Genomic DNA, 21,217 nt, shown 5'->3' with positions numbered 1-21,217 from the left:
TCCGCGCCGTGTCATTCAGCGCCCTTCTGTCCGGCCAGCGTGTTCAGCGTCAACGCATCGGTCTTCGCGACCGCGCTCGCTTCCGCTTCGCTGCGCCGGCGGTCTTTCTGCTGCCCGGCAAGTTGTCGATACAGCGCGATGTACTGCGCCGCCATGCGGGCCCAGCCGAAACCCGTCGCGAGTTCGTTGGCAGCCACGCCCATTGCCCGGCGCGCGTCGTCGTGCTCCGCGAGCCGGGCAATCGCGCCGGCCAGCGCGCGCGGATCGTCCGGGTCGTCGAGCACGATCCCGCATTCCGGCGTGATGATCTCGGCGCCCCCCGCCGTGCGCGCGGTCACCACCGGCAGGCCGGCGGCCATCGCTTCGAGCAGCGACAGACTCATCGCTTCGTAGCGCGACGGAAACACGAACGCATCGACGGAATGCATCAGCACCGGCATCTCCTTCACCAGCCCGAGAAAATGCACGCGATGCGCGATGCCGAGCGCTTTCGCCTGCTCCGGGTACGGACTGCCTGGCAGGAAACCCGCTACGGCAATCTGCACGTGTTCGGGCAGATGCGTGAGCGCGGCGAGCACCGTGCCGAGGTTCTTGCGCGGCGTGCGCAAGTCGCCGACGAACAGCAGCAGGAACGCATCCGCCGGCAGACCGAAGCGGCGACGGTCGCCACTGGCCGCTGCAAATCCGGCCGTATCCACGCCGTTGTAAATGACGTCGACGCGGTTATCCGCCGTGAGTCCGATCGCGCGGATTTCGTCGGCGACTTTCTGCGAAACAGCGGTAATCACCTTCGAGCGGCGGTAAGCCCAGCGTTCCAGCCACGCGTTACAGCGCGTGTAGACGGACTGATACGCGGACCACACGCCCTTCGTCAGACCGAACGGGTAATAGCGGCTGCCGAACCAGCCGCTATGCACGAAGTGCGAAGTGTTGACGTCGGCCGGCATCCACGTGATGAAGCCGTTCACGTGCAGCACGTCGAACTCGTGTCGATGCGCGCGCAACCACATCGCGCTCCTGAACGCGAACACCTGCTGGCGCAGAAGATTAGTGGGCCACCAGCGGCCGATTTTCACCGGTATCCAGCGGACCTCCGGATGCGCGAGCAGATCCGGCGCGACGTGCGAGGCGATCAGCGTGACGCCGATTCCCTCGGCGAGCGCGGCGCGCGCGATCTCGTGGTTGACGCGCCCCTGGCCGTCGTTATGGCGCACCACGTGCGTGACAATGGCGACTCTCAATCCGTGCCTCCGTTGCGAAATAGCGTGCGTCTGCGGTTCAGTTTTTCGTAATGAACCGCAGCGAGAATCGAAAAAACACTCATGAAAAGCAGGAGTCCGCCGGTGCCGACCAGGGAGTTGGTGAACACCAGCATCGCGAAGGTGGCGAGGCTCAGGCTCAGGCACGCGGACACGTATTTGTCGTGGCGCATCCTGAACGAAGCGAGCACCGCGCGCGTTACCAGCCAGACGATGCCCGACATATAGAGCAGCGTGCCGGGCCAGCCGAGCACGAACGGAATGTTCATCACGCCGCTATCGAAGTTGCCGTACTGGCCGAGCTGGCCGCCGTCGTTCGAGAGCTTGGTGGAAGTGCCGGTGGCGCCCATGCCTTCGCCAGCGACATCGGTAAACGCGGTTTTCGCGAAGGTCGCGTAGAACTCGTTGCGCGCGGCATAGCTCTGGTCGTCGTTCAGATTGACGATGGTGGACAGCCGCGCCTGCATCCGCTCGGCCACCGGCCCTACCGCGAGCAGCGGCACGCAGAGCCCGGCGAGCAGCACCGCGCTGGCGACGATCCGCACGCGCACCTTGTTGTTCGACTTGACCAGTTGAATCAGCAGCGCGATGACCCAGCCGCCCCACGTCGAGCGCACGAGGCTCAGCGCAAAAGCGAAGAAGCCGAGCGCGGCGGCGATCCAGCGCACGCGGTGCGTGGCCGCCATCACGAACACCATCGCGCCCATCATCGCGAACGCGAACGGTCCCGACGAATTCATCGTGCTGAATACGCGCACGCCCATCGGCACGGGGTCGCCTTGCGAGTTCATCTGCGAGCCGAGCATCCACAGCACGTCCCACTGCGGCATGATGAAAAACTGGATCAGCCCGTAGCCGCCCATCGCCAGCATCCCCCAGATGAACGTGTTGACGATGGTGTCGCGATACTTCGGATACTCGCGCGTGTGCGCCATGATGTGAAAGCCGATCAGGATCGGATAGAGCCAGTTCGCGAGGTCGTAGGTGGCCGCGAGCGGCCCGCTCGACATCACGCCGATCAGGAACGCGTACGCGAGTCCGAGCAGGATCAGCAGCACCGGCAGGCCGCGCCGTTGCGACAGCAGCGTGTAATAGCGCAGCAGCGAGAGCGCGCTGATCATCGTGACCGCGAGCGGCGCAACCTGGATCAGACTGGTGGGCGTGAACGCGCCTTTGGTCCAGTCGGCCAGCCGCCTGACTTCAGGACTCAGGAACCACAGCCACCACATGAAGCCGATGTAGCGCGCCGGGCTTTTGAAGTAGAGCCACAAGCCCGTCAGGATCGCCAGCACGGGAAACGCGAGCGTGAGCACCGTGCCCTGATGCGCGACGATCAGCATGGCGGTGAGCAGCCACAGCAGCGCCTCCGGCAGCCATTCCTTGCGGCTCTGCGCATTGCCGCGAACGGAACCGGGAGCCGCGCCCGGCCCCGGCGTGCCGGGAGCGCTAGTAGGCAGGAGTGTCGACATCGGCTAGAAGCCTCCGCGCGATTCGCGCGGCGCGGACGTATCCGCGTCCGCCGTACCCGACGCGCCCGGTGCCTCGACTCGCGGACGCAGCGCCGCCCGCGCGCGCAGCATCTCCTGCGTGACGCGCACGTGCTGCATGGCGTAGTGCTGCGTGGTCAGATCGCGCGACAGCAGACCGGCAGCGGCCGCCTGCGCCTGCCGCAGCGCGTCATGCGGCGCGGCGACGAAACGGTCGACCGCTTCGCGTAGCGCTTGCGGGTCGAACGGCGGGATATACGCCGCCTCGTGCGCCGGAAAATAATCCTTCAGCGCGCCGACGTCGGTGGCGACCATCGGCTTGCCGAGCGCCGCCGCTTCGAGCATCACGGTAATGCCGGACGCGTGCGAATTCGGCCGCAGCGGCACGACGATCACGTCGGCCCAGTCGTACAGTTCATGCTGCTTGCGGATGCCCGAGAACAACGCGATCTCGACGTTCGGTGCGCGCAGCGCAGCCGGAATACGGCGCCGCGTGGCGAGCTTCACGCTATAGCGTGGGTCGTGTCCGAACGCCTTGATCAGCGTGTCCCAGTCGCGATCGCGATCGTTGCCGATAGCCGCGATCCGCAACGGTGTATGCGGCACCCACTCGCCCGGCACCCGCACCGGAAAATCGCGCGTGTTCAGTCCGTACAACAAAGGCGTCGCCTCGCGATCGAAATAGCGCTGGCACAGCGCGGCGTTGTCGCTCGCGAGCGTCGTCAGGCGATCGGCCCGCGTCATCAGCTTGCGATACAGCGCCCGGCGAAGGAGTCCATACGAGGGCCACTTGTCGAGCAGCCACACGCTTTGCGCAAGCAGCAACGGCGCGCCCGCAGCGCCAGACCTGCTGCCGCTGAGCAGCAGCATCAGCGCCGCCGACAGCCATTCCTGTTCGGTGTGCGTCCAGATCACGTCGGAGCGCAGCATCTCGGCGCGGTTGCGCCATGTGTGCAGGAAATCGAAACCGAGCGCCGCCTTCAGCGCGCGGCGCAACAGACGGACCGGCTTCTTCTCCGGCGCATCCTGCGAATATGTCAGCCTGAGCGCGTCGGATTCGGCATGGTGATACCCGTACAGGCAACCGATGTCGTCGCCCGGCCGGTAGAAGCGCGGATCGGCGCCATAGAACAGATGAACGTGGACTCTCGTGCTCATGCAGACACTCCGCTCTGCAGGGGAAAACGCACAGCGCCGGTGGCCAGCGAATGCAGGCGCCGATGTGCGGACGGAAAGAACCGGAATGCGCGGGACCTCACGCGTCAGGACAGCGCGCGTCGCGCTTCATGCGCACCGCCGCGCACCGCGCGCCAGCGCGACAGGCGCAACGGCGCCTGCTTCGACACCAGCGCGAGCGCGGCATGCGTGAGGCCCGGATAGACGCGCGTGCCGACCAGCGTCCACCACCACCACGCGGCTTCACGACGCAGCGGCGGCAGTTGATCGCGCAGGATCAGATGGAAGTTGAACGCGGCGTTGCGCAACGCCGCCATGGTTTGCGCGTCGCGCCGGTCGTCGTCGAAACGCTCGGCGGGGAAATGATCGACCGCCACGTGCGGGTCGTACATCAGTTTCCAGCCGGCGTTTTTCACGGCGAGACTGAAGGCCATGTCGTTATGAACCTGCGCGCCCGTGCCGCGCAGCCGCGCGTCGAAGCGGATGCTGCGCACCGCGTCGCGCCGGTAGCTCATGTTGGCGCCCTTGAGAATATCGACTTCGCGCGCGCCGCCCACGCCGAGATGATGATTGCCGATGATCTTGCCGTGCGCGGTGACCTTGCCCACCAGCGGCCGCTCGCCGTTCAGCACGCGGCCTTTTTCGTGCACCCAGTCGCGCCCGCCTAGTGCACCGAGACGCGCGTCGCTTTCGAACGCGGCGGCAATCCGCTCGACCCAGTCGCTGTGCGGCGCGGCATCGTCGTCGGTAATGGCGATCACGTCGCCATTGGCGGCGTCCAGTCCGCGATTGAGCGCGGCCACCTGACCGGGCGCTTCGACCAGCGCCACCGACAAAGGCAAATTCCCCGGCACCGCCGGTTCGCTCAGGCAGGCGTGCGTCGCCGCGTCGTCGGCACGCGCGACCACCACCACTTCGTCGGGGGCGCGCGTTTGCCGTTGCAGCGCCGCGAGGCAGCGCGCGAGATCGGCGGGCCGGCGGTAAGTCGGAACCAGTACCGTCACTTTCATCGTGATGTCCTTTGCTGATCGTTGAGTGAGCCGTTCGATACGTCCCGCGCCATCTTCTTCATCTTCAATCCGTGCTCAGATATTCCTGGACGGCCGCGTAACTGCGGTCGTAGCCGCCGCGCGAACGCGCCGGCATGCCGTTGAAAATCCCGCCCTGCACGTGCACGCCGGCTGCGCGCAAACGTTTCAGCGAATCGCCGATCTCGCCTTCGCTATGCACGCCCGAGCGCATCACGAAGAACGTCGAACCGGCATACGCGCCGATAATCGATGCATCGGTGACGGCGAGCACCGGCGGCGTATCGATCAGGATCACGTCGTAGCGCTTGGCGAGTCCGTCGAGGTATTGCGGCAGGCGCGGCGACATCAGCAATTCGGACGGATTGGGCGGACGGCGGCCGCACGAGATGAAGCTCAGGCTATCCACCACGGAACTGCGGATCGCCTCTTCCAGCGAGATCTGCCCGCTCAACAGTTCCGACAGGCCGTTATCCTGCGTGCCGCCCAGGTAACGCTCGAGCGCGCCGCGTCGCATGTCGGCGTCGATCATCAGCACGCGCTTGCCCGAATGCGCGAGCAGCACCGCGAGATTGACGGTCAGAAAGCTCTTGCCGACGCCGGCCATCGGGCCCGTCAACATGACGATGCGGTTCTTCGCATCCATCATCGTGAACTGCATCGAGGTGCGCAGACTGCGCAGGCTCTCGACCGTCACGTCTTTTGGACGGGCGTTCGCCAGCACCGAGCGCAATCGCTCGCCGCCGCGCTCGCCGCCGCGCTCGCCGCCGCGCTGGCCGCCGCGCTCGAACCCACTCTCGAGTTGCGCCTGCTCGGCGCTCAACGGCACGAGACCGAACACCGGCAGATGGAAGGTCCGCTCGATATGCTCGGGGTCGTCGATACCCTTGAACATGTTGCGACGCAGGAACACGAAGCCAGTCCCGGCGATCAGGCCGAGAATCACCGCCGCCGACAGGATCAGCATCTTCTTCGGCTTGACCGGCGCGCCAGGACGCAGCGCCGCGTCGACGATATGCACGTTGCCGCCGGTCCCGGCCTTCTGCACCGACAACTCCTGCACGCGGTTGAGCAGCAGCACGTAAATGTCTTCGGCCACTTTCGCGTCGCGCTGCAACTGCACGGCCTTGACTTCGGTGGCCGGCAGATCGCGGAAACGGTCCGCGTATTTCGCGCGTTGCGCCTGCAACTCCGCCATCTGCTCGCGCGCGGCGACCAGCGTCGGATGATCGTCGCCGTAGCGTTCGTTCAGTTGCGCCATCTGCAGACGCAAGCCGGCGATCTGCTGCTCGTACTGCATGCTGCCTTCGAGATACACCTTGGCTTCGTCGCTCGCATTGATCGAGCCGGACTGCCGCTGATACGCGGTCAGCGCCGCCTCGGCGCGTTCCAGATCGCTCTTCAGGCGCGGCTCCTCGCTCATCAGGAAGTCGAGCATGCGGCTCGCGTCGGCCTGCTTGCTCAGCACGTGTTGCCGCACATAGGACTGCGCCAGCGCGTTGGCCACTTCGGCGGCGTGTTCCGGGCTCTTGTCTTCCAGCGAGATCTGGATCACACCGGTCTGCTTGCCCTGCTCCTGCACGGTAATGGCCGACTGGAACGCGGCGATCGCGTCGAGGTCGTTGGCGCGCATGACGGTGAACTGTTCGCCGGGGCGCGCCACCAGCTTGTCGACGAGAATCGTCACGCCGCCGCCCTGTTCCTGCTGGCCGACCTGGCCGTGCAGCAGCAAGGCGCCGTTCGCTGCGCGCAGGTCGTAATGCTGGGCGTCCGTGGCCGTCAACGTGAGCTTCTGGCCTTCGAGCGCAGGCACCACGTCGATCGAATCGAGTTCGGCGACCTCACCGCCCCATGCGTACGAAGACAGCCCGAGCCAGGGCCGTGCCGGCTGTCCGGGCGTGGCCAGACGCGCGGCAATGGTGCCGAGCAGCGGCACGGTCTTCGGCGCGATGCTGAAGTTCAGCTTGAGTTGCTGGACCACCGGGCCGACTACGCCGCGGCTCTTGATGATTTCGATCTCGGCGTCCGTCGGCAGCCCGGTCGACCCGCTCGTGATGGCCGCACCGGTTTGCGTTTGCGTGAGGGCCTGCGAGGTGTTGTCGGACGGCTCGACGCGCACGTGCGCGTCGGCCGAGTAGATCGGCTTCGCGAGATAGCAGTAGGCGGCCGCGAGCCCGACGATTACCGCGGCAATCGCGAGCAGCCACCAGATGTCGTCGAGGATGACCTGCACCAGTTGTCCGAGGACGACGTCCTCTTCTTCGGTCCTGACCGGACCCGCCATGTGCGGAGAAAATTGTGTACTCACGGTTCGTATCCCGTATCGGTTGCTGCTGCGTGGGCTGGCTTGCTGTTATGCCGGCCGCGCGCCCTTCGACAGGCGGCGCGGGCCTCGTGACGGCCGGTCGGCCTATTGCGTCAGCTCCTTCAGGTAGAACAAGGTCTGAACGCTCGGCAAGACCTGTTGCAACACACGGTTGAAGGTGGTCGAAGCGGCCGTGCCCACGTACACGACGTCCATCGGCTGCAACTGGAATTGCGCGGACAACATGACCGCATCGGGCTGCGTCATGTCGAGGCGGTACACGTCGGGCGTGGTCGGATGCTCGCGCATGCCGCGCATCACGAAGATCTGCCGCGGATTCGCGTCGGTGTCGAGAATGCCGCCGGCCTGCGTGAGCGCATCGGCAATCGTCAGGCGGCCGCGAATCAGCGGCACCTGAATCGGCGTTTTCACTTCGCCCATCACGAAGATGCGGCTGTCGCTGCGATCCGGCACGTTGACGATGTCGCCCGCTTGCAGCATCACGTTCTGGCTGGTGTCGCCCTGATCGAGCATGCGGTTGGCGTCGAGCACGTACAGCCGGTTATTGCGCGTGAGGCGCACGCGCTGGATATCGGCGTCGGTGTTCTGGCCGCCCGAGCGCGTGATCGCGTCGACCAGCGTGAGCGGCACGTCGCTGATCGCGAGCGGACCGGGCGTCTTCACGTCACCGGTCACCTGCACTTTCTGGCCGCGATACGCGAGCACGCGGACGTCGACCTGCGGATTGCGGATGTAGCGCACGAGACCCGCGCTCAGTTGCTCGCGCAACTCGCCGGCCGTCTTGCCCGCGGCGCGAATGCGGCCGACGAACGGAAAGAAGATCGTGCCGTCGGCGGCGATGGTCTGGCCGTACGGATCGGCCTGGCCCGGCAGCGCCGCCGTGTACGGCTGCTGCAATGCGCCGGCGATGGTCTGCGTCGTGGTGCCGCCCGCCGACAACGTGCTGCCTTGCGGCGTGGTCAGTTCCGGGTGATCCCACACGGTGATGCCGAGAATGTCCTGCGGCGACAGGCGATACACGTATTGCGACGGATCGCTGAAACGCGCGGCCGGCAATTCGGCCGGTGCGGCGCTCGCCTGGGCTTGCGCTTGCGCCGCGACCAGCGTGCCGTCGATCTGATGGAGCGGATAGGTTTCGGCGGCCTGGTTCTGTTGTGCGCCGTCGTCTTTCAGACGCGAGGTGTCGAGGTAATTACCCGGTGCCGTGGCACAGGCCGACAAAAAGGACGTCAGCAAAAGCGCGGCGGCAAGCGGGGCGGCAAGCGCGGCTGCAAGCTTCGACGGCACCTGCGTCACGGCGTGAGCAGCATGACAAGCGTTAGGAGTCGGTTTTTTCATCAGCATATTTTTTGTAGCCATCCCATGACCAGGTGTTCGATGAGCACGAGACTCTCGCGATAGCCGGCTTCATCGCCGCCGTGCGGATCGGCGACGTCGGAGTCGTCTTCCCACTTGCCGAGCGGATAGACCTTGCCGCGCGAGGCCGGGTCGAGCGCTTCGACCGCGCCGACCTGTGCGCACTCGCTGACCAGCACGAGATCGGCGTCACGAACTAGCCGGCGCTCCAGACGCCGCGCGTAGTGAATCCCAGAGGCGACGCCCCGCTCGGCGAGCAGCCGCCGCATGACGGGGTCCATGCCGTGACCGTTGACCGCGCGAATCCCGGCGGAATGAAAGGCGATCGGCGTCGCGCGGTCGCGCGACGCACCGGGCTGCCGCGCCTTGAACAACATCTCGGCGGCGGGCGAACGACACACGTTGGCGTGGCAAACGATCAGCACATTGGCGAACATGGCGGGCTCCTTGTCGAGGTGTGGCGGATTCAGGCGAGTCGGGGTTAGCGACCGGCCTGCGCCGTATCGGCTGCATCGGCTGCATCGGCTGCATCGGCTGCATCGGCCGCATCGAAGAAAAGCGGCAAGCCGTTCACGCCGATCCGCGCGGGTGCCGTGCGCAGCGCGTGCTGGCGGCCGATGGCGTGATACTCGATGCCGAGTTCGAGCAGCACGTCGGGTTCGTACAGATTGCGGCCGTCGAAAATCAGCGGCGACTTGAGGCTTTGTTTGAGCGCGTCGAAGTCCGGGCTTTTGAAGACTTTCCATTCGGTGAGAATCACGAGCGCGTCGGCGCCAACCGCGGCTTCCATCTCTTCGTTCACGAAGCTCAGACGCGCGTGCTGTTGCGGAACGTCCTTAAGGTCGAGCGCGAACACACGCTTCGATTCGTCGAGCGCGACCGGGTCGTACGCCTTGACCTTCGCACCGCGCCGCAGCAGTTCGGCAATCAGCGGACGGCTTGGCGCTTCGCGCATGTCGTCGGTATTCGGCTTGAACGCGAGGCCCCATACCGCGAACGTGCGTTCCGACAGGTCTTCACCGAGCCGCGCGACGATCTTGTTCGCGAGCACCTGTTTCTGCCGGTCATTGGCCGCTTCGACCGCTTCGAGAATACGCAGATTGGCGTCGTGGTCGGCCGCGGTGCGAATCAGCGCCTGCACGTCTTTCGGGAAGCACGAACCGCCGTAGCCGCAGCCGGCGTACAGAAAGTCGTAACCGATGCGCGGGTCGGAGCCGATGCCCCGGCGCACGGCTTCGATATCCGCGCCGACCCGGTCGGCCAGATTCGCCAGTTCGTTCATGTACGAAATGCGCGTGGCAAGCATGGCGTTGGCCGCGTACTTGGTGAATTCCGCCGAGCGCACGTCCATGTACAGCGTGCGCTCGCGATTGCGATTGAACGGCGCGTACAGACGCTTCATCAGCTCACGGGCTTTTTCGCCGGGTACGTCTTCGTCGCAACCCAGCACGATGCGATCGGGCCGTGCGAAGTCGTCGACGGCGGCGCCCTCTTTCAGGAACTCCGGATTCGACACGACCGAGAACATGTGGCTCGCGTTGCGAGCGGCCAGTTCTCGCGCGATCGTTTCGCGCACGCGCGAGGCGGTGCCCACCGGCACGGTCGACTTGTCGACGATCACCTTGAAGCCCGTCATATACCGGCCGATATTGCGCGCGGCGGCCAGCACGTATTGCAGATCGGCGGAACCGTCTTCGTCCGAGGGCGTGCCCACCGCGATGAACTGGATGTCGCCGTGCGCGACGGCGGCTTCGACATCGGTCGAAAACGTCAGTCTGCCGGCCTTGCGATTACGCCCGATGATCTCCTGCAGACCCGGTTCGTGAATCGGCACGCCGCCGCCGTTGAGCACGTCGATCTTGCGCTGGTCGACGTCGAGACAGAACACGTCGTGGCCGATGTCGGCCAGGCATGCGCCCGTGACGAGTCCGACGTAGCCGCTACCGATGATCGTCAGGTTCATGTGTTGCACCTCGAAAAATTAGGTTGATCCGTTACGCTCAATACGCGTTGCTGCCGACGAAACCCTTCCACAAAGTCAGCACGACGATCTTGATGTCGAGCCAGAAGGTCCAGTGCTGCATGTAGTAGAGATCGAGCTTGACGCGCCCCATCATCTTTTCGATCCGGTCGGTTTCGCCGCGATAGCCGTTGATCTGCGCCCAGCCGGTAATGCCCGGCTTGATCCGGTAGCGGTGCATGTAGCCCTTCACGAGATCCTTGTAGATGTCGTCGTGCTCCAGCGCGTGCGGGCGCGGGCCGACTACCGACATCTCGCCGCGCAGCACGTTGATGAATTGCGGCAACTCGTCGAGACTCGTGCGCCGCAGGAACGCGCCGACCGGCGTGATGCGCGGATCGCGCCGCGTCGCCTGGGTGAGGTGGCCGGCGCTCTCCTTGTGCAGCTTCATCGAGCGGAACTTGTAGATCTCGAACTGCCGCCCGTCGATTCCCTTGCGCTTCTGGCGGAAGAACACCGGGCCGGGAGAACTCGCCTTCACCGCGATTGCGATGGCCAGCATGGCGGGTGACAGCGCGGTCAACGCGACGAGCGCGAACAGCCGGTCGAACACGCGCTTGGGCAGCACGCGCAGGTCGGTGATGGGCGAGGCGGCCAGGTTGATGGCGGGCACGCCGAGCAGGTCGACCATCGGCTGATTGAACAGCGTGAGACTGCGCACGTCGGGAATGAAGCGGATATTCACGAAGTCGTTGCGCAGGTCCATCACGAAGCGGTGAATCGCTTTTTCCTTCGAGATAGGCAGCGCGAGCCACAACTCGCGAATCGCGCGCTGACGCACCAGTTGCAACATGCGCTGATAGTCGCGCTCCACCGGCACGCCGTCGATCGAGTCGGCGGCGGCCGGGTCTTCGTAAGGGTTGATCGTGCCGTCCTCGTCGAACACCACGACGGGGCTGAAGCCGGCTTCCGGGCGGCTCTTCATCTGCGCGATCAGGAAGCGCCCATACGGTGCCCCGCCCACGATCGCCACCGCGCGCTGATTGAAGCCTTCGCGGCGCAGGCCGCGCAGGATCGAGTAGACGATCACCTTGGTGACGATCAGCAGCACGATGCTGGCCACCGCCCAGTACACCAGCCACAGACGCGACAGGCTGTCCGAACGGTGCAGGCTGAAGCTGATCAGCACGCCGGTGACTTCGACGATCGCCCAGCCGCCGGCGACGCGGCACAGCAGGTCGTAAAGCGGCTTGCCGCGCCACGACTGGTAGATGCCGAGCGCCGGAAAGAACACCACCACCAGCAGGCAATCGAACACGAGCGAAACCCGTTGCAGTTCGTCCAGCCAGACGAACTGCCCGCTATGCACGGCCGTCGCGATCACCGCGCCGAGCGCGACCATGGCGATGTCGATGATTCTCGATAGAACGCTCAGCATCCGCTGCCCCTCAGATCGTCAGTCAAGTGTCATCCGTTAGTCGGTTTAATTCCGTCGCATCCGCCGGCCCTGGATCGGCAACCGCAACGCCGGTCCCGGCGTCCTGCCTGCCCGATGCACGACGCGAAACAGGTTAAAGCGGTGCTGATTGCATTGCCGGATTTTTATTCGGCCACGCCGAATGGCCGGGGTAGAAAATCCAGATACGACTCAGTCGGTGAGTGAATACCCTGCTACAGGACTAGATAAAGCGGCATTAAAATTCGCGCTGCAAGAGCACAAAATATCTCTAAATGTATCGGTCAATTTTTCGGTATTTTTTCTGATTTTTGTACGGCAACTGTTACCGGCAGAGCGCGCAGATGGGCGCTTTTTGGTACTCGTTCGAGGAGGTTCGGAGGGGGCGCCAGCGTTGCTCCGAGCAGGCTTACACGGGGCCTTCCACTTTATTTTTTCGACGTCGCCGTGCGAAAAAAATCGTGCTGCATTTTTTGTTTAATTTTTCTTTTTTTATAAATCCATCCGGCATTTTTTAATCGATTCCGCGGGTAAATTTAACGATTGCTTTTCCGGTTTTTATCGCGGCATGGCGATTTAACGCGCTTTTATTGATTCCCGTCTTCGTGATAAAACTCGATGCATTAACCCAGCCTCGAGGAGTCCATCATGACAGCTCCGGTTACGGCGACGCCCGCCGACACCCGGTTCACGCAAGCTACGCCCTTGAACGTCAAACTCAAGGTTCATCCCGTGATCCTCGCAGGCGGTTCCGGCACCCGGCTGTGGCCGATGTCGCGCGAGCAGCATCCCAAGCAGTTGATCGGTCTGCTCGGCGACGAGTCGCTGCTGCAATCGACCACGCGGCGTCTGGATGGACTCGAGGCCGGCTATCCGCTCAGCGGACAACTCGTGGTGGTCGCCAATGAAGAACAGCGCTTCACCACGGCCGAGCAACTACGCACGAGCGGCAAACCGTCCCGGCTGATACTGGAGCCGACAGGACGCGACACTGCGCCCGCGCTGACCGTCGCCGCCCTCTCGATTGCCGCGCAGGACGAAGACGGCATCATGGTCGTCATGCCCGCCGATCACGCCGTGACCGATATGGACGGCTTTCGCGCGGCGGTGGCAAGCGGTGTGCAGCATGCGGCGGCCGGTCACATCGTAACGATGGGCATCGTGCCGACGCGCGCGGAAACCGGCTATGGATACATTCGCATCGGCGCGGAATTTGGTATCCCTAACGACGTCGTGAAGGACGATGCCGATGCCGACGCGCCTCGCGCGATCCGCGCGCACGCGCTCGATCGCTTCGTCGAGAAGCCGCATCTGGAACTCGCACAGCGTTACGTGGAGTCGCAGGAATACTGGTGGAACAGCGGGATTTTCATCATGCGTGCGTCGACCTGGCTCAAGGCGATCCGCCACTTCCAGCCGGCGATTTACGAAGCGTGCGACGCCGCTTTCGCGGGCGGCAAATCGGATGGCGATTTCTTCCGCCTGCAGCGCGATGCGTTCTGCGCATCGCCGTCCAATTCAATCGACTATGCGGTGATGGAACAACTCGGCAGCGATCAGAGCGCGGCGACCGGCGTGGTCGTGCCGTTGCAGGCGGGCTGGTCCGACGTCGGCTCGTGGGACGCCATCTGGGACATCTCCGATAAAGACGCCGAGCACAACGTGGCGCGCGGGCATGTGATGTTCGAAGGCGCCTCCTCGACGTTCGCGCACTCGGAAGGACGGTTGATCGCATGCGTGGGGACCGACAACCTCGTGGTGGTCGAGACGGCGGATGCGATTCTGGTCGCCGATAAATCGCGCGTGCAGGACGTGAAGAAAATCGTCGGCCGCATTCGCAGCGCCGGCGGACTGGAGGCCGCCAATCATCGCAAGGTGCATCGACCGTGGGGCAACTACGATTCCGTCGATACCGGCGAGCGTTTTCAGGTCAAACGCATCGTCGTGAAACCGGGCGCGCGACTGTCGCTGCAGATGCATCATCATCGCGCCGAACACTGGATCGTCGTGCGCGGCACGGCGCTCGTCACGCGCGGCGAAGAGCGCTTTATCGTGTCCGAAAACGAGTCGGCCTATATTCCGCTGGGCGTGACACACCGGCTCGAAAATCCCGGCAAGATGCCGCTCGAAATGATCGAGGTGCAGTCGGGCTCGTATCTCGGTGAAGACGATATCGTGCGCTTCGACGATACGTATGGACGCCAGTAACGAATAAGGTTGGGACCTGCGGCGGTTGCTCCTACCGGCCGCGGGAAACTGTCTGAGTTTTTATGGTGGTGCGGTGTGGTGCTGTGTGTTGCTGTGCGTCGTTGTTATCCGGCGTGTGAGATCAGTTCCTGAAACGACGGATAACGCTCCGACGCCGTGTTCGGATTGTCCGCCGACGCGACGGCCGCAGGTGAAGCCGGTTCGACCGGATAACGCCGCACCGGGCCGCCGTACGAGTTGAGCGGACTATGCAGCGGGCCGCTGTGATTGACCGCGGGTGGCGGCTCGGGGACGTGGCGGATCGGCGGCAACGGGCGCGCTATGTCCGCAATCTCCGCGCGAATCTCGGGTTCGGCCGGAGCGTGGTGGTTGGCGCTCATCGCGCCCGCCTCGGACCGGGCGCGTAGCGGGGCCGCCGCCTGCGTTCTGCACTGCCGGTCGATCCATTGATGCGCCCATTCGAGCCCGTAATGCTCGGCCTGATTCGCCTGTGCGAAACGTGGACCGACCAGACCCGAACGTTCGACACGCTTGCCGTCCTGCATGATTTCCACCCACGCGCGATACATGCCGTTCGGCACCGACTCGGCCGCGACGTAGATCGCATAACCGCGCGTATCGTCGATCTGCGTGCCGCGCGGGGCAAGACTCGTAGTCAGTGCGCGGCGCGACTCGCGCAGTTCCTGAAGCGACGGGTAGCGCTGGGAAGCGTGCGCAGCGGCTTGGGCAGCGACTTGCCCAGCGGCGTGCACGGGGCCGTTCGCAGAAGCGATTGCCGCATCGATCCGCTCCATGGCATCGCGCGCAATGGCTACGGTCGCATCCGTCGACGAAACTCCGCGTGTGTAGGCAAAGGTGTCCTGCGGACGCGGCGTGACGCCATGCGTGGCGTGCCAGCCTGCTGGCGTTGTTAGCGGCATACGCGGAGGCGGTTCATGCGGTTCACGCGATTCACGCAATGCAGCCACCGGCGGCGCGTATCCCGCACCGGACAGGTGCCGCGTGATATCGCCGATCGGATCGGCGGCGCGCCAGTTTTCGAGGCTCGTGGAAGTGCCGGCCGCACCAGGCGCCCGCCACGACTCCGGACTCTTCCACGACACTCCGCGCGGACTCTCGTCGCGCACTTCGGGCTTGCGGACGACGGGCGCCGGCGGCCTGGCCGCGAGCGGCGCCGAGGGTTGCGGTACGTAGGCAAACGTACGGCCGGTTCGCGATAACAAACGGACCATTTCGAGCAGGGTGCCGTTCAGTTGCCACTCTTCGAAACGGCGCCGGCACGTAGGCCCTGACGGATAGCGGCCCGGCAACTTGGACCAGGGCTCGCCAGTAGTCAGAATCCACAGCACGGCATTCGCCACGATGCGGGGTTCGGCGCGCGGCCGACCGCGTCGGTTCAAACGGACGGCCGGCTCGTCGGAGACAAGCGCTGCCAGCACTGCCCATTCGTCATTGCTTAGCTCATCGAAAAACATGGACTTTCTCCACGCAGCCTGGCCGGGCCGCGGCTTTGGGCTAGCCACGAATTCAACTGTGACGATTCGTGTGCTGCCCTCGGTTGCACAAATTTTGTTTTGTACGTTCTGTTGACGGGTCAATAGCGCACTGCGTTAGTGCGATTTGTCCCTGTTGCGAAGCACAAAACGTGGTCTCACTCGTGCATGGGAGAATTTGTGCACGAAGCATACCATCACCAGGGTTTGCGTGAATATCGTGGGGACAAGTGTTACGCATAGAAACAAAGTTATATTTTTTTCCGCGTTATTCCACCTATTGCCGTCATGAAACAGGTAGCTATCAAAGCGGAAATCAACTTATTGCACAGCACAATGATCGCCGCTTTTCGCCGTTATTCTTTATGAATAGATCTGCGAACGATGGCGCATTTCGACGAACCAACCTCGCCTATCCAAGAGGCATCATCCGGTTCTCAGGCTTTTTCGGCCATCCTATTTCCCGCGATTTCTCATTCGCTTGTATTCGCAGCAATCCGATAGGCATGACAGCATCAATTTGCGATGCATCACGGATAAGAAACCGCTAATTCTCTTGAATAGGATCGACAAATGAATCCGCATTGCATAGCACGGTTCCGCATAGCCATGATTGAGCTGTTTTGAATTGGCGTATTGGTTTTTTAGCCGCCGCATTCGGGAAAACCATTGTGGAACCCTGTCAACCAGAACGCATTTTTGTCCGTTGTGGCAGATAGCAATTGCCACATAATGACCGTGCCGAGGGTCTGGAAGCCGTCGACGCCCGCACGCACGGAACATCAAAAACGTATCAATCAACTGGGAGTTGTCACATGAAGATCCAATCCGCTATCGCTACGCTGGTGCTGGGCGCGGTCCTCGTTGCTCCGGCATTTGCACAGAACAGCCAGCAAACCAAAATGGCCGACTGCAACAAGCAGGCTGCCGACAAGAAAGGCGACGACCGCAAGGCGTTCATGAAAACCTGCCTGTCGGCGAAACCGGCCGCCACCAAGATGACCCAGCAGGACAAGATGAAGGCGTGCAACACCCAGGCAACGGGCAAGAAAGGCGACGACCGCAAGGCGTTCATGAAGACCTGCCTGTCTTCCGCGCCGGCGAACTGAGTTAATTCACATCGCGTTAAACCAGGCGTCGCGCGGCTCTCCGGCGCGACGCCTTCCAGCCTGGCATTTGCCGACGGTTTTGCCTCGCCTCCCCCCTCCCCGAGCATGTGCCCGAACGCGCCATTTTTCTTCTATGATGGCGGCGGAGACGGCCCACCCCCACACATAACATCAGACGGGCCGCCATCTTGTCGTTGGTGCTGCACAGCACCGATTGGAGGCAAGGATGGTATCGAAACACAAGAACCGCTGGTTAAGGCGGTGGCTGGTCGTGATCGTCTTCTGGGCCGTTCCCGTGGCGATCGTGGCAGTCAGCGAGATCAGGGAGGAGATGGCCTATAACGCCGTCGATCTGGATCGCGCGTTGAACGCCTGGCAGTTCACCGATGCACAACGCGCCGCCGGCGCGCCGGCCCACTGTCATGGCCGGGCCGACGAAGCCCGCGCCGCCGGCTGCCCGGCCGACGTGCTCACCGCCAACGCGCAGCGTCAGCAGGACGCGCGCAACGAATACGGCGTGCGTCGTTCCACCTTGTTGGCTTATCTCTGGCATGCGTTCGTCGGTTATTGGGTCGTGCCGGCCGTCGTACTGTTCCTGATCGGCGTGCTGATCGGCATGCTGCGCCGCGCGCTGCGACGTCCGCCGGGCAAGAGTCCCGCGAATCACGGGTAAGTCACGTCAGAAAGTCAGAATTGCAGCGCGACGACAACACTTTCATTTCGATTTCAGCTAAATCGACGGATCGAAAAATCGGTAAAAATTAACCGTTCCAGTATTTGGAGTCGCGTTCCCGACGGGCTGGTGCACCCCGACTCGGGTTGGCGAAAAACGTGTTCGACGCGAGCCGCAGAGACCCTCGCAGCACCCTGAAGGGTACGGTCATTTTTACCTTGACAATTTTTACAATTCGCCCCAAAGCCCCGCCACACAAGGCTTTTGGGCTAGCGCCGAAACGCACTATTCGCGCTTCATTGTGATATAACCCTTAGGCAACCCGGCACCACCAAATAGGGTTGCGACCCGGAACCATGACGGAGAAAAACGATGCAAAGACGAAACTTCATGCTGAAGAGCACCGCTGCGCTCGCTTTCGGCGGCCTTGCACTCGCTGGCTGTACAACGACGAGCAACAGCAGCAACCAGGGCACCGCATCCACCGATTCATCCAAACGTCAGTCGATCGACGCAAGCGTCGACGGCACCATGTCGCGTCTGTACACCACCGTGAAGGGTTCGCGTGAACTCGTCTCCAAAGCGCGTGGCGTGCTGGTATTCCCGTCGGTGCTGCAAGCCGGTTTCATCGTCGGCGGTCAGTACGGCGAAGGCTCGCTGCGCGTAGGCGGCGGCACGGTCGGCTACTACAGCACGATCTCCGGTTCGTTCGGTTTTCAGGCCGGCGCTCAGTCGAAGGCCATCATCTTCCTGTTCATGACGCAGGACGCACTGGACAAATTCCGCAATGCCGACGGCTGGTCGGTCGGTGGCGACGCTTCGGTCGCGCTGGTGAAGATGGGCGCCAATGGCGCCATCGACACCAACACGGCGACCGCGCCGGTCGAAGTCTTCGTGCTGACCAACGCCGGCCTGATGGGCGATCTGTCGCTGTCGGGTACCAAGGTGTCGCGTCTGAAGATCTAACGGTCGCGGAAGCTTCGCAACCACTCTCCGGTTTGCGGGTAAGCGCCCGATCCGCGCCTGGTGTTGTCTGTCGGCATCTGGCGGCATCTGCCGGCAACGGCATCCGGATCGAGCGCAGCCCGCTGCGAAGGCTTCTGCAACCAGGCATTGCATCGTGCAGGCTGCCTGACTTCGAGCAATCGAAGACCATCCGGGACGAACGCCCCGCAGGCGGCAATGAAAAACGGCGATAAGCATAGGCCTATCGCCGTTCTTTTTTCAGCTGCCGCCAGCCGCTGGCCCGATGGCCCGGCGCCCAAGCGACTCGCCGCTCAACTCCCCGACGTATCGATCACCTTGAAGCGCGAACGCTTCTGCGCACGAATCACCGATTGATACGCATCCACGTACTGCTGCGCCATCCGGTGCGACGTAAAGCGTTCCTCGAAGCGCTGCCGCACTCCCGCGCGAGGCATCTTGTGCAGACGGTTGACAGCCGCCACCGCGCCGATCTCGTCCTCGACGATATAGCCCGTGATGCCGTCTTCCAGCACCTCCGGCACCGACCCGCGATTGAACGCGACGACCGGCGTGCCGCAGGCCATCGCCTCGATCATGACCAGACCGAACGGTTCCGGCCAGTCGATCGGAAACAGCAACGCGTGCGCACCGGACAGAAACTCGGCCTTCTGGTTATCCGCGATTTCGCCGATGAATTCCACGTAGGGCAAATCCAGCAGCGGCCGGATTTCGCGCTCGAAATACTCGCGATCGGCGGCGTCCACCTTCGCGGCGATGCGGATTGGCAGGCCGCAGCGCCCGGCAATGCGGATCGCGGTATCGACGCGTTTTTCCGGCGAAATGCGACCAAGGAATGCCAGGTATTTCGGCTCGACCGGTTGCGGGGTGTACAGGTTTTCAGGCAGGCCGTGATACACGGTCGTCAACCAGCGCGCTTGCGGCAAAGGCTGGCGCTGCGAGTTGGAAATGGAGATGACCGGCGCCGTGTTGAACGTGTCGAACACGGGCTGCTGCTCGGGAAGATCGAGCCGGCCATGCATGGTCGTCACGAACGGCGTTTCCTGGCGCTTGAAAACCGAGAACGAGTAGTAGTCGAGATGGAAATGCAGCACGTCGAAGTTGTCGGCCTGACGGCGCACCAATTCCATTAGCAGCATGTGCGGCGCGACGCGATCGCGAATGCCCGGATCGAGACGCAACGCGCGCGGCCAGACGGCTTCGAGTTTCGCGCTGGTGACCGAGTCACCGCTGGCGAACAGCGTGACGTCGTGCCCGAGATCGACCAGCGCCTCGGTGATGTACGACACGACGCGCTCCGTGCCGCCGTAAAGCTTGGGCGGCACCGATTCGGTCAATGGGGCGATCTGGGCAATTTTCATTCGCTTGTCTCCTGTTCTTGAGCCGCCGGTTCGCGCTGCGACGGCAACGAATCATTATTCCCGAGGCCACCCGTAAAAGCCTCGGGTCTTGCACTTACATGGCGCTGTTACATTCGGCTTACATTCGACCGGGCCAATTCCCTCCGCTAGCGCGAAGGCCATTTCCAGGCCGGCAGGTCGCGATCGTCCGCATCGGCGATACGCGTTGCGCCCAGCTCCTTCTCCAGCACGATCGACTCGCTGCCGGGTTCGCGCTCGAGCGCCGCGATCAGACGCGTCGCATGCGACACGACCAGCACCTGTGAATGCGCCGCTGCTCGCGCGATCAGTCGCCCGAGCGGCGCCAGCAGATCGGGATGCAGGCTCGTCTCCGGTTCGTTCAGCACCAGCAGCGCGGGCGGACGCGGCGTCAGCAGCGCGGCCACCAGCAGTAGATAACGCAAGGTGCCGTCGGATAACTCAGCGCCCTTGAGCGCGCGCAGCAAGCCCTGCTGCCGCATCGTCACTTCGAAACGGCCGTCCCTGCAGTCGATGTCGACACGCGAGCCGGGAAACGCGTCGTCGATGGCGGCGTCGAGCGCGGCCGCATCGCCGATCTCGCGGACGGTTTGCAACGCGGCGGCGAGATCCGCGCCATCGTTCGCGAGCACCGGCGTATGCGTGCCGATCTGCGGCAGGCGGGCGGCAGCTTCGGCGTCGGTGCGAAAGTGATCGTAGAAGCGCCACGAGCGGATCTGCTCGCGCACCGCGATCATCTCCGGCGCGGCTCTCGGGTCGGAGAACTCCGTCATCATGCTGTCGAAGCTCGCGACCGGCTGCGGGATGCTTTGCCAGTCGTCGCGGCTAGCCGCGCCTTCGCGCGTGAAGATCGCCGGACCACGGCGGTCCACCAGCAACGTGGACGGACGCAGCAGCGGTCCGTTCCAGATGCATTCGCGCTTGATGACCGGGTCGAGCGTGAAGCTGGTCGCTTCGTGATTGCTGGGTATGCCCAGATCGATGGCATAGCTGAAGGTCTCGCTGGCAAAACCCAGCCGCAAGCTCACCGGCTCGTTGCGGCGGGTCGGCTGGACCGGCTGATCCCCAGCGAGCATCGCGCGTGAAAAGCGCTCGGGGCCGGCCCACAACGTGGACGGCAAACCGCCCTCGCGCGCCAGCGACGCAATCACCCCGCCGCGCGCGGTCTCGCCGAGCAGCCGCAACGACCGGTACACACTCGACTTGCCGCTGCCGTTCGGACCGGTAATCACGTTCAGCCGACCGAGCGGCACGATCAGTTCGCGCAACGACCGGTAACCCGCGACGGCGAGCGCCGTCAGCATGACGCTTCCTGCACCGGGC

General features: G+C 63.7%; 16 protein-coding genes. 4 read left to right on the top strand and 12 right to left on the bottom strand.

Translation table 11 applies throughout. From position 1 onward, the window contains the following. Positions 1–11 precede the first annotated feature (11 nt). The 9 genes from FQ746_RS05100 to FQ746_RS05060 form a co-directional block, all read right to left on the bottom strand. A complete protein-coding gene (locus FQ746_RS05100) occupies positions 12–1,241 on the bottom strand; it encodes a glycosyltransferase family 4 protein (RefSeq protein ID WP_186310644.1) in 1,230 nt (409 codons plus the stop codon). Beyond that, positions 1,238–2,728, bottom strand: coding sequence for a glucose-6-phosphate isomerase (locus FQ746_RS05095; RefSeq protein ID WP_144107836.1), 1,491 nt, complete (start codon positions 2,726–2,728; stop codon positions 1,238–1,240). Before FQ746_RS05095 ends, FQ746_RS05100 begins: the two co-directional genes overlap by 4 nt. A gap of 3 nt (positions 2,729–2,731) precedes the next feature. Further along, positions 2,732–3,904, bottom strand: coding sequence for a glycosyltransferase (locus FQ746_RS05090; RefSeq protein ID WP_144107835.1), 1,173 nt, complete (start codon positions 3,902–3,904; stop codon positions 2,732–2,734). A 104-nt stretch (positions 3,905–4,008) separates the two neighbouring features. Beyond that, a complete protein-coding gene (locus FQ746_RS05085; RefSeq protein WP_144107834.1) occupies positions 4,009–4,932 on the bottom strand; it encodes a glycosyltransferase family 2 protein in 924 nt (307 codons plus the stop codon). 64 nt (positions 4,933–4,996) lie between these two features. After that, a complete protein-coding gene (locus FQ746_RS05080; RefSeq protein ID WP_144107927.1) occupies positions 4,997–7,234 on the bottom strand; it encodes a polysaccharide biosynthesis tyrosine autokinase in 2,238 nt (745 codons plus the stop codon). A 126-nt stretch (positions 7,235–7,360) separates the two neighbouring features. Continuing rightward, positions 7,361–8,620 carry a polysaccharide biosynthesis/export family protein gene (locus FQ746_RS05075; RefSeq protein WP_409932368.1) on the bottom strand — a complete coding sequence of 420 codons (1,260 nt, stop codon included), beginning with the start codon at positions 8,618–8,620 and terminating at the stop codon, positions 7,361–7,363. Further along, positions 8,614–9,069: a low molecular weight phosphotyrosine protein phosphatase gene (locus tag FQ746_RS05070; protein ID WP_144107832.1), complete on the bottom strand. Its 456-nt coding sequence runs from the start codon at positions 9,067–9,069 to the stop codon at positions 8,614–8,616. Before FQ746_RS05070 ends, FQ746_RS05075 begins: the two co-directional genes overlap by 7 nt. A 44-nt stretch (positions 9,070–9,113) precedes the next feature. Next, the gene (locus FQ746_RS05065; protein ID WP_144107831.1) at positions 9,114–10,595 is read right to left on the bottom strand and encodes a UDP-glucose dehydrogenase family protein; all 1,482 of its coding nucleotides are present in this window, start codon (positions 10,593–10,595) and stop codon (positions 9,114–9,116) included. Between the two features lie 37 nt (positions 10,596–10,632). After that, positions 10,633–12,030, bottom strand: a complete 1,398-nt coding sequence (locus tag FQ746_RS05060) for an undecaprenyl-phosphate glucose phosphotransferase (RefSeq protein WP_144107830.1) — start codon at positions 12,028–12,030, stop codon at positions 10,633–10,635. A gap of 666 nt (positions 12,031–12,696) precedes the next feature. Between FQ746_RS05060 and FQ746_RS05055 the strand changes: the two genes are divergently transcribed. Continuing rightward, positions 12,697–14,256, top strand: coding sequence for a mannose-1-phosphate guanylyltransferase/mannose-6-phosphate isomerase (locus FQ746_RS05055; RefSeq protein WP_144107829.1), 1,560 nt, complete (start codon positions 12,697–12,699; stop codon positions 14,254–14,256). A 104-nt stretch (positions 14,257–14,360) separates the two neighbouring features. Here FQ746_RS05055 and FQ746_RS05050 read toward each other — a convergent pair whose 3' ends face one another. After that, the gene (locus FQ746_RS05050) at positions 14,361–15,731 is read right to left on the bottom strand and encodes a DUF6566 family protein (RefSeq protein ID WP_144107828.1); all 1,371 of its coding nucleotides are present in this window, start codon (positions 15,729–15,731) and stop codon (positions 14,361–14,363) included. 833 nt (positions 15,732–16,564) lie between these two features. Between FQ746_RS05050 and FQ746_RS05045 the strand changes: the two genes are divergently transcribed. The 3 genes from FQ746_RS05045 to FQ746_RS05035 all read left to right on the top strand — a co-directional run bounded on the left by FQ746_RS05045 (position 16,565) and on the right by FQ746_RS05035 (position 18,497). Further along, complete coding sequence (locus tag FQ746_RS05045) at positions 16,565–16,858, top strand: PsiF family protein (RefSeq protein WP_144107827.1); 294 nt, start codon at positions 16,565–16,567, stop codon at positions 16,856–16,858. A gap of 226 nt (positions 16,859–17,084) precedes the next feature. Next, positions 17,085–17,531 carry a hypothetical protein gene (locus tag FQ746_RS05040; RefSeq protein ID WP_144107826.1) on the top strand — a complete coding sequence of 149 codons (447 nt, stop codon included), beginning with the start codon at positions 17,085–17,087 and terminating at the stop codon, positions 17,529–17,531. Positions 17,532–17,903: 372 nt separating this feature from the next. After that, entirely contained in the window at positions 17,904–18,497 is a 594-nt protein-coding gene (locus FQ746_RS05035) for a YSC84-related protein (RefSeq protein ID WP_144107825.1), read from the top strand. 311 nt (positions 18,498–18,808) lie between these two features. Here FQ746_RS05035 and FQ746_RS05030 read toward each other — a convergent pair whose 3' ends face one another. Next, the gene (locus tag FQ746_RS05030; protein ID WP_144107824.1) at positions 18,809–19,876 is read right to left on the bottom strand and encodes a glycosyltransferase family 4 protein; all 1,068 of its coding nucleotides are present in this window, start codon (positions 19,874–19,876) and stop codon (positions 18,809–18,811) included. 146 nt (positions 19,877–20,022) lie between these two features. Further along, complete coding sequence (locus FQ746_RS05025; RefSeq protein WP_144107823.1) at positions 20,023–21,198, bottom strand: AAA family ATPase; 1,176 nt, start codon at positions 21,196–21,198, stop codon at positions 20,023–20,025. Positions 21,199–21,217: the final 19 nt, after the last annotated feature.

Source organism: Paraburkholderia sp. BCC1886 (assembly GCF_900996245.1).
In the GTDB taxonomy this organism is placed as follows: Bacteria; Pseudomonadota; Gammaproteobacteria; order Burkholderiales; family Burkholderiaceae; genus Paraburkholderia.
This window is presented reverse-complemented; position numbering and strand designations above follow the sequence as displayed.

Excerpts from the sequence above, each read along its gene's own strand:
- FQ746_RS05095 (WP_144107836.1), bottom strand. The coding sequence starts at position 2,728 with ATGTCGACACTCCTGCCTACTAGCGCTCCCGGCACGCCGGGGCCGGGC.
- FQ746_RS05090 (WP_144107835.1), bottom strand. The coding sequence starts at position 3,904 with ATGAGCACGAGAGTCCACGTTCATCTGTTCTATGGCGCCGATCCGCGC.
- FQ746_RS05085 (WP_144107834.1), bottom strand. The coding sequence starts at position 4,932 with ATGAAAGTGACGGTACTGGTTCCGACTTACCGCCGGCCCGCCGATCTC.
- FQ746_RS05080 (WP_144107927.1), bottom strand. The coding sequence starts at position 7,234 with ATGGCGGGTCCGGTCAGGACCGAAGAAGAGGACGTCGTCCTCGGACAA.
- FQ746_RS05075 (WP_409932368.1), bottom strand. The coding sequence starts at position 8,620 with ATGCTGATGAAAAAACCGACTCCTAACGCTTGTCATGCTGCTCACGCC.
- FQ746_RS05070 (WP_144107832.1), bottom strand. The coding sequence starts at position 9,069 with ATGTTCGCCAATGTGCTGATCGTTTGCCACGCCAACGTGTGTCGTTCG.
- FQ746_RS05065 (WP_144107831.1), bottom strand. The coding sequence starts at position 10,595 with ATGAACCTGACGATCATCGGTAGCGGCTACGTCGGACTCGTCACGGGC.
- FQ746_RS05060 (WP_144107830.1), bottom strand. The coding sequence starts at position 12,030 with ATGCTGAGCGTTCTATCGAGAATCATCGACATCGCCATGGTCGCGCTC.
- FQ746_RS05055 (WP_144107829.1), top strand. The coding sequence starts at position 12,697 with ATGACAGCTCCGGTTACGGCGACGCCCGCCGACACCCGGTTCACGCAA.
- FQ746_RS05050 (WP_144107828.1), bottom strand. The coding sequence starts at position 15,731 with ATGTTTTTCGATGAGCTAAGCAATGACGAATGGGCAGTGCTGGCAGCG.
- FQ746_RS05045 (WP_144107827.1), top strand. The coding sequence starts at position 16,565 with ATGAAGATCCAATCCGCTATCGCTACGCTGGTGCTGGGCGCGGTCCTC.
- FQ746_RS05040 (WP_144107826.1), top strand. The coding sequence starts at position 17,085 with ATGGTATCGAAACACAAGAACCGCTGGTTAAGGCGGTGGCTGGTCGTG.
- FQ746_RS05035 (WP_144107825.1), top strand. The coding sequence starts at position 17,904 with ATGCAAAGACGAAACTTCATGCTGAAGAGCACCGCTGCGCTCGCTTTC.
- FQ746_RS05030 (WP_144107824.1), bottom strand. The coding sequence starts at position 19,876 with ATGAAAATTGCCCAGATCGCCCCATTGACCGAATCGGTGCCGCCCAAG.
- FQ746_RS05025 (WP_144107823.1), bottom strand. The coding sequence starts at position 21,198 with ATGCTGACGGCGCTCGCCGTCGCGGGTTACCGGTCGTTGCGCGAACTG.